Origin of the sequence: Streptomyces sp. NPDC051907, assembly GCF_040681075.1 — a bacterium.
Classification (GTDB): domain Bacteria; phylum Actinomycetota; class Actinomycetes; order Streptomycetales; family Streptomycetaceae; genus Streptomyces.
In genome coordinates this window covers 21,137-28,038 of record NZ_JBFAYB010000105.1, presented here as the reverse complement: position 1 = coordinate 28,038, position 6,902 = coordinate 21,137, and the positions used below count along the sequence as shown (strand labels likewise).

Annotated in this window: 5 protein-coding genes; 4 read left to right on the top strand and 1 reads right to left on the bottom strand. The window is 74.5% G+C overall.

The window, feature by feature from the left end:
- The first annotated feature begins 139 nt into the window (after nucleotides 1–139).
- Nucleotides 140–2,293 carry a DEAD/DEAH box helicase gene (locus AB0M39_RS35080; protein WP_365371094.1) on the top strand — a complete coding sequence of 718 codons (2,154 nt, stop codon included), beginning with the start codon at nucleotides 140–142 and terminating at the stop codon, nucleotides 2,291–2,293.
- Complete coding sequence (locus AB0M39_RS35075) at nucleotides 2,290–3,570, top strand: SWF or SNF family helicase (RefSeq protein WP_365371092.1); 1,281 nt, start codon at nucleotides 2,290–2,292, stop codon at nucleotides 3,568–3,570. The genes AB0M39_RS35080 and AB0M39_RS35075 overlap by 4 nt, the downstream gene beginning before the upstream one ends.
- A 189-nt stretch (nucleotides 3,571–3,759) precedes the next feature.
- On the opposite strand, the gene AB0M39_RS35070 is transcribed toward AB0M39_RS35075, so the two are convergent.
- Nucleotides 3,760–4,425, bottom strand: coding sequence for a hypothetical protein (locus tag AB0M39_RS35070; RefSeq protein ID WP_365371089.1), 666 nt, complete (start codon nucleotides 4,423–4,425; stop codon nucleotides 3,760–3,762).
- 385 nt (nucleotides 4,426–4,810) lie between these two features.
- Between AB0M39_RS35070 and AB0M39_RS35065 the strand changes: the two genes are divergently transcribed.
- On the top strand, nucleotides 4,811–5,479 hold the full coding sequence (locus tag AB0M39_RS35065) for a peptidoglycan recognition family protein (RefSeq protein ID WP_365371086.1): 669 nt from the start codon (nucleotides 4,811–4,813) through the stop codon (nucleotides 5,477–5,479).
- Nucleotides 5,480–5,536: 57 nt separating this feature from the next.
- Complete coding sequence (locus tag AB0M39_RS35060) at nucleotides 5,537–6,790, top strand: GAF domain-containing protein (protein WP_365371083.1); 1,254 nt, start codon at nucleotides 5,537–5,539, stop codon at nucleotides 6,788–6,790.
- Nucleotides 6,791–6,902 lie beyond the last annotated feature (112 nt).

The following is a 6,902-nucleotide window of genomic DNA, read 5'->3' as shown; positions in this document are numbered from 1 at the left end:
CCTTCGTGCTGGGCGGGCTCATCCTGATCCTCGCCCTGATGAGCGTCTCCAGCCTGAAGGGCGACAAGATCTCCACCGACGGACTGCAGTACGTGCCGGGCTGGAGCACGCCGAGGACGAGGGACCCGCGTTCCGCGCCGTGCTGCAGATGCACAGCGTCAGCGACCCCGCCCTGGTGGCCGACGCCGCCGAGGTCTGGGCGGGCGCGACCGGCCCCGCCGCGGCCTTCGGTCCGCGTGCCCGCATGGACGCGCTGCTCGCTCTGCGCCGGGCGGCGCGCGCCTGGACGCCGCTCGCCCCGCTGCTGCACGCCGCCGTCCCGGACGCGATCGAGCTCGCCGACGAGGAGGTCGCCGAGCTCCTGGGCGAGGCCGCCAGGGCCCTGGCGGCGACGGGCGTCCAGGTGCACTGGCCCAAGGAGATGGCGCGCAAGCTCACCGCCCGCGCGGTGATCGGCCCGTCGGACGGCTCGGATCCGCATCCCACGGACCGGCACGGCGCCGGGATTCCCGGCGACGGCGACTCCGCGCTGCCGTCCTTCATGTCCGCCGACGCTCTGCTCTCCTTCAACTGGTCCTTCGCACTGGGCGATCAGCAGCTGACGCGCGCCGAGCTGGACCAGCTCGCCGAGGCCAGCCGTCCCGTCGTACGACTGCGCGACCAGTGGGTCCTCATCGACCCCGAGGAGGCACGGCAGGCCCGCGAGAGCCACGATCGCAAGCTGACGCCCGTCGACGCCCTCGGGGCCGTGCTGACCGGCTCGACGGAGGTCGACGGCCGCCGCGTCGACGTACAGGCGTCGGGGTGGCTGGCGCAGCTGCGCGACCGGCTCGCCGAACCCGAGGGCGGGCAGCAGGAGATCGGGCAGCCCGAGGCGCTCGCCGCGACGCTGCGCGACTACCAGCTGCGCGGCCTCAACTGGCTGAACCGCATGACCTCCCTCGGCCTCGGCGGCTGTCTCGCCGACGACATGGGCCTCGGCAAGACCATCACGCTGATCTCGCTGCATCTGCACCGGCAGAGCGACGAGGCGGCCGCGGGCCCCACCCTCGTCGTCTGCCCGACGTCCTTGATGGGCAACTGGCAGCGCGAGATCGAGAAGTTCGCGCCGGGCACGCCCGTGCGCCGCTTCCACGGGGCCTCGCGCAGCCTCGACGCGCTCGCCGACGGGGAGTTCGTGCTCACCACGTACGGCACGATGCGCCTGGACGCGGAGCGGCTCGGCCGGACGCCGTGGGGAATGGTCGTCGCGGACGAGGCGCAGCACGTGAAGAATCCGTACTCCGCCACCGCCAGAGCGCTGCGCACCATCGGCGCCAAGGCGCGCGTCGCGCTGAGCGGCACGCCAGTGGAGAACAACCTCTCCGAGCTCTGGGCGATCCTCGACTGGACGACGCCGGGCCTGCTCGGCCGGCTCGGCACGTTCCGCTCGCGCTACGCGCATGCGGTGGAGGGCGGCGACGATCCAGCCGCGGCCCAGCGGCTGGCCGCGCTGGTACGGCCGTTCCTGCTGCGCCGGCGCAAGAGCGACCCCGGCATCGCGCCGGAGCTGCCGCCCAAGACCGAGACCGATCGCGCCGTCTCGCTCACCCTCGAGCAGACCGGGCTGTACGAGGCCGTCGTACGGGAGACCCTCGCCGCGATCGCCGAGGCCGACGGCATGGAGCGGCGCGGTCTGGTCGTGAAGCTGCTGACCTCGCTCAAGCAGATCTGCAACCACCCGGCGCAGTACCTCAAGGAGGAACGCCCCCGCGTCCCGGACCGGTCCGGGAAGCTCGAGCTGCTGGACGAGCTCCTCGACACGATCCTCGCCGAGGAGGCGAGCGTGCTGGTCTTCACGCAGTACGTGCAGATGGCGCGGCTGTTGGAGCGGCATCTGGCGACACGCGGGGTACGCACCCAGTTCCTGCACGGCGGTACGCCGATCGCCGAGCGCGAGGCGATGGTGAGCCGCTTCCAGAACGGCGAAGTGCCCGTCTTCCTGCTGTCGTTGAAGGCCGCGGGCACGGGTCTGAACCTCACCCGGGCCGAGCATGTCGTGCACTACGACCGCTGGTGGAATCCGGCCGTCGAGGCACAGGCCACCGACCGTGCGTACCGCATCGGACAGGACCGCCCGGTCCAGGTCCACCGGCTGATCGCGGAGGGGACCATCGAGGACCGGATCGCACAGATGCTGGAGAGGAAACGGGAGTTGGCGGACTCGGTCCTCGGCTCGGGCGAGGCCGCGCTCACCGAGCTGTCCGACGCCGAGCTGGCGCACCTGGTCGAGCTGCGAGGGGGCGCGCGATGAGCGACGAGCACGAGAGGGCGGAGCGGACGTTCGCGGCGCTGCCGCCCGCGCGGGGCAGGGGCTTCGCACAGACGTGGTGGGGCCAGGCCTGGCTGAAGGCCTTGGAGGACACGGCCCTGGACGGCGACCAGTTGAAGAAGGGCCGGCGGCAGGCGCGCGAGGGCGCGGTCGGCGCCGTGTCGGTGCGTCCGGGCCGGATCACCGCCGTCGTACGGGACCGGGACGGCGGGGCCCAGCGCAGCGATGTGCTGCTCCAGGAGCTGAGCGACGAGGCGTGGGACCGCTTCTTGGACATGGCGGTGGACCGGGCCGGACACATCGCGGCGCTGCTGGACCGGGAGATGCCGCCGCACCTGGTGGAGGACGCGGCGGCGGCCGGGGTGGAACTGCTGCCGGGGATCGGCGACTTGGAGCCCGAGTGCGGCTGCGAGGCCTGGGACCACTGCCCGCACACGGCGGCGCTGTGCTACCAGGTGGCGCGGCTGCTCGACCAGGATCCGTTCGTGCTGCTGCTGATGCGGGGGCGCGGCGAGCGGCGGCTGCTGGACGAGCTTCAGGCGCGGAGCGCGGCGCGGGCCGCGACCGCCCCGGAGGGCGAGTCCGAGACGGCGCCCGAGGGCGTGCGGGCGGACGAGGCGTTCGCGGCGCGGGACATCCTGCCGCCGCTGCCCGCTCCCCCGCCGCTCCCGGACGAGCCCGGCCTGGCGCCCTCTTTGGACACGGAGACCGATCCGGCGGAGGGCGTGGACGCGGAGGCACTGGAGTTCCTGGCCGCGGACGCGGCGGCGCGCGCCCATCGGATGCTCGCCGAGGCTCTCCTGCCCGGTCACGAGCATCAGCCGTACGAGCCGGGGCTGACGGACGATCAGGACGCGGTACGGCTCGCGGCCGCGGCGCCCGGTCCGGCGATCAGGGGACGGCTGGCCGCGGGCACCGGCCGGCAGCGCGCCGAACTCGACCTGGCCGCGCGTGCGTGGCGCTTCGGCGGGCCCGCCGCGCTCTCGGCGCTCGAGGAGGAGTGGACGCCCGAGCCGCAGGCGCTCGCGCGAGCCAGGACGCAGCTCGCGGAGGCCTGGGAGGAGCCCGACCGTCCCCAGCTGCGGGCGGCCGGCAGCGCGGGACGGTGGACCGTGGTGGGCGCGGACGCGCAGCTGCGGGTGGGACGCGACGGCCGCTGGTGGCCGTACCGCAAGGAGCACGGGCGCTGGGCGCCGGCCGGCCCCGCGGACCACGACCCGGCAGCGGCGCTGGCGGCCGCTATGGGCGACGCGGGCTGAGCAGGGCGCGGGGCCGGGGGCCGGGGCGGGGCTCGAGTCGCCCATAGCGGATGCCATGGGCGACTCGGGAGGGCACGGCGCGGCGAGCGGCGGGACGGCTCGGGCGCGGAGGCGGGGCGTGGGCCCTGGACCCACGACCGCCTCAGCCACCGCCGGCCGACTCCCCGTCCAGCGCGCCCTCCTCTGAGCTCAGCGCGCAGCAGCCGTCGGCGCCGTCGCGGCGACGCCCAGCCGGGCCGCCCACTCCAGGGCCGTGGCCAGGCGGGCCTCCCGCGGGGACGTCGACGGCTGCGACGCGGTGGCCATCAGCTCGGTCAGGGCCGCCGCGTCCACGGTCCGCGCCGCGACCCGCGCGATGAAGCGCTCGGCGGCCTCCTGGTCCTCGTATCCCGAGTCGGCGAAGTCCTCGGCCAGGGCCGCGTCGTCGAAGAGACCGCTCTGCGAGCCGCAGGACGCCTCGAGGCCGTCGTCCGCGACGAAGTCCGGGTAGGGAGCCCGCGCCCACGCCCCCTCGTCCCACCAGTACAGATAGCCCAGCTCATAGCCGTCGTTCAGCTCGCGCAGCTCGGCCATGGGGACCCAGTCCGGTGCGTTCACCAGGAGGTCGACCGGCTTGTCCCCGCGGTAGGAAGTGTCGCTGCAGTCGACGTCCTGGCCGTAGAAGAGGGCCCTGCCGTCCGTGATCAGCGCCAGCGTCCACGTGCCGTTGGAATGCGAGCAGGACACCTCGCTGTCCCCCAGGCAGTACTCATAGCCGGAGGCCGCGCTCGCCTCCATCAGCGCCAGCGCCGCCGCGCGCCGCCACATCTGCTCGGGCCGGCCGAGTTGCTCCGGAACCACGATCTCGTTCGTCATCTCTGTTCTGTCCCCCCGCTGGGCACCGCAGGCCTTGCTGTCGAATGGGCGTATGCGTCGCCTCCGGCACTGCTGTGGGCACGGCCGTCGGCGACTTCGTCGGCGTCGGGCCGATCACTGGCTGACACGGTACCGGGCGCCGCCGATCCAGCCGATCCGAGGCCCCCAGACCGCCCTCCGGCGGCACAACCGACCCTGCATCAGGGTCAGTTGCGGCAGACGGGCCCGGCCCGCCGGCGGACGTCCGCGACACCAGCCGACCCGCTTCGCCGAGATCCGCACGGAGTGGCTCCCGGCAGGAGATCCTCATGGCGGCTCCACCGCCCCCGGCGGAGGCGGCCGCCGCACTGCCACGCCCCCTGAGACCCCCCACCAGGAGATGCCCATGGACCGTAGACGACTGCTCCGGGGAGCCGCCGCGGCGGCCGCCGCCGGCGTCCTGCTGCCCACGGCCCGCGCCCAGGCCCGGCCCGAGCCGGGCGGCTCAGCCGCCGAGATCCCCGCCGCCGGGGCGGCCGACCGGGCCGCCGGCAGGACCGACGCCACGACTGACCTCGCAGCCGCCGACGTCGACTACCCGCTCGCCGACTGGGCCCCGGCCACGAGCGCCAACTACACGGCCGCCAGTCGGCCTTCTTCGTACCCGGTGGACTATGTGGTCGTCCACATCACCCAGGAGACGTTCGCGGACACCGTGACGATCTTCCAGAACCCGGCGCGGCAGGTGTCCGCGCACTACGTGGTCCGCTCCTCGGACGGCCATGTCGCCCAGTGCGTGCGGGAGCGGAACGTCGCCTGGCACGCGGGCAATTGGGACTACAACACCCGCAGCATCGGCATCGAGCACGAGGGCTGGGTGGACAAGCCCGGGTACTTCACCCGTGAGCTCTACGCCCGGTCGGCGGCGCTCACGGCCTCCGTATGCGACCGCTATGGCATCCCCAAGGACCGGGCCCACATCATCGGCCACAACGAAGTGCCCGGCGCGACCCATAGCGATCCCGGACCGCACTGGGACTGGGTGCGCTACATCCGCATGGTCAACCTGACCTGACGCGGGCACGGTTGTCGGCGCCGCCGGATGAGGCCACGATGGGCGCAGGAGGCCGATGTGAGCGACCCATGGCTGGCCCTGGAGTCCGGCGCCGACCCGGCGGAGCGGCTGGCCGGGCTGCGGCGGGCGTACGAGTCGTATCTGACGGCGGGACGGGTGGAGCGCCCGGTGCGCTCCGTGGTCGCCGACTCCTGGCGACGCTCGGCCCGCGCGCATGTCAGCCCGGACGGCACGGCGGGCGTCGAGCTGGACGACGACGCGCTGGGGGCGTACCGCGAGAGCCATCCGCTGGCGCGCGTGATGCCCTTGGTGCGGGAGCTGACAGGCGCGTACGCCATGGACGGCGAGCACCTCGTCGCGGTCTGCGACACGCATGGCCGGCTGCTATGGGTCGAGGGGCCGCCCTCGACGCGCGAGAAGGCGAGCGGGATGAACTTCGTCCCGGGCGCCCGCTGGGCCGAGGCGGCGGCCGGGACGAACGCGCCGGGCACCGCCATCACCGTCGACCGCCCCGTCCAGGTGTTCGCGGCCGAGCACTTCCGCCGGCCCGTGCAGGCGTGGACGTGCGCGGCGGCGCCCATCCACGACCCGCGCACCGGACGCGTGCTCGGCGCGGTGGACATCACCGGCGGGGACCGGCTGGCGCATCCGCACAGCCTCGCGTTCGTCAGCGCGGTGGCGCGGGCCGCCGAGGCGCAGCTGGCGCTGCTCGCCCCGCCGCCCGGCACGGGCCGCGCTCAGCTGTCGGCGCTGGGCAGGGACGAGGCGCTGCTGGCGGCCGAGGGGCGCACGGTCCGGCTGAGCCGCCGTCACAGCGAGATCCTGGTGGTGCTCGCCCGCCGCCCGGAGGGAGTCGGCGGCGAGGAGCTGCTCGTCGAGCTCTACGAGGACGAGACGGTCACGCCCGTGACGCTGCGCGCCGAGCTGTCCCGGCTCCGGCGTCTGCTGGGGCCCGAGCTGCTGTCCTCGCGCCCGTACCGGCTCGCCCGTCCCCTCGACACGGACTTCGACACGGTGGCGCGGCGGCTGGCGGCGGGGGCGGTGACCGGGGCGATGAGCGCGTACGCCGGTCCGCTGCTGCCCGCCTCGCAGTCGCCGGCGGTGGCGCGGCTGCGGCGCAGGCTCGAGGACCAGCTGCGCGCGGCGCTGATCGCCCGCGGCGATCCCGGGCTGCTGGCGGACTGGGCGTACGCCCCGTGGGGCGAGGACGATCTGGACGTGTGGCGCGCGCTGGCCGGTGCGCTCCCTGCGCAGCAGCGTCCCTCCGCGCTCGCGCGCGTGCGCGAACTCGACGCGTGGCAGGGTCCCTGACGCCGCCCGGACGCTCCCGCCCCACCCCTGCCTCGAACACACGCACGACCTGATGTTCGGCGAGCGTGACGATTTCCCCCCGGATGACCGCTTCCGCACTGCGAATACCGCG

Bases quoted from the DNA above. Each gene is read 5' to 3' on its own strand.
- AB0M39_RS35070 (WP_365371089.1), bottom strand. From the start codon at position 4,425: ATGACGAACGAGATCGTGGTTCCGGAGCAACTCGGCCGGCCCGAGCAG.
- AB0M39_RS35065 (WP_365371086.1), top strand. From the start codon at position 4,811: ATGGACCGTAGACGACTGCTCCGGGGAGCCGCCGCGGCGGCCGCCGCC.
- AB0M39_RS35075 (WP_365371092.1), top strand. From the start codon at position 2,290: ATGAGCGACGAGCACGAGAGGGCGGAGCGGACGTTCGCGGCGCTGCCG.